1 protein-coding gene is annotated in these 882 nt (G+C 42.9%); it reads right to left on the bottom strand.

Annotated features, from left to right (window positions below; translation table 11 throughout):
* Positions 1-68: 68 nt before the first annotated feature.
* The coding region (locus EI28_RS13740) for a Kiwa anti-phage protein KwaB-like domain-containing protein (RefSeq protein ID WP_231476839.1) at positions 69-882 on the bottom strand (814 nt) is incomplete at its 5' end.

An 882-nucleotide genomic window follows, 5' to 3' on the forward strand; every position in this document is an offset into this window, starting at 1 on the left:
AAGAGATTAAGGGCACCTTATGAGATCATTGTTGAAAATTCTTTAGCCTTGATCAAAGAGTGAAGCAGTTATTCCACCCCATGACGAGAGGCGGCCTCGTATTTCTCATGAACGTCTTCTATGAGTGATACTACGTATCTGCGCCTGTCGAGAACATTTAAAAAAGCCAATTCGTGTTTTTCTGCCGGGCAAAACCTCCCATCATTGCACACAAGCGTTACACCACATCTAGTACATTGCTCTTCAAATAACCTTTCAGAGGTGGCCGCAAGATCGCCCCGAGCAGCAATCGATGCTATCAAACGAGCTGCACGTTTATGCGTTTTAGCATACTCGGTAAGACCGGATAGTTCTATGAAAGGTACATGCGTACCCATGCGGACTAAATTTTCACCTGCTGTTTCCAAGATTATGTCATCTAGTCTCGCAATGCTCTCGAAACTCTTTGGATTAAGTATCATTACCCGTGTAGGTGTGATTACGATATCGAATTCCTTATCCAGTTTGAAGAATTTGTCCTCAACATAGTGTAACGAGTCGTCGACCCAGTGAGCCAAACGCTGTTTTGCTAGTCCTTTGAATTGGACGGCTTTCCGAATTGCGAGAACCTTTTCCCCATTTTGTGCATTTCCGGTTCTAAATATACAGAAGTAAGCAAATAATTTTGGAATTTCTCGGATTCTACTGGATTCAATGGGAATATTTTCCGCATTATATAGTTCAGACAGGTTTCCAAGTAAGGGACTGTCAGATGGTAACTCTAATTGAGCTCTTGACGGATAGACTTCCGCAGGATCATATTCCCTTGCTACTTCCACGCCCTCCTGCCAATTTGACAGCGTTTGCTCTAGCATTCTACGAAATTCGGCTTTTAGAGTTATA

Origin of the sequence: Methanoculleus sp. MH98A, assembly GCF_000691865.1 — an archaeon.
Classification (GTDB): Archaea; Halobacteriota; Methanomicrobia; order Methanomicrobiales; family Methanoculleaceae; genus Methanoculleus.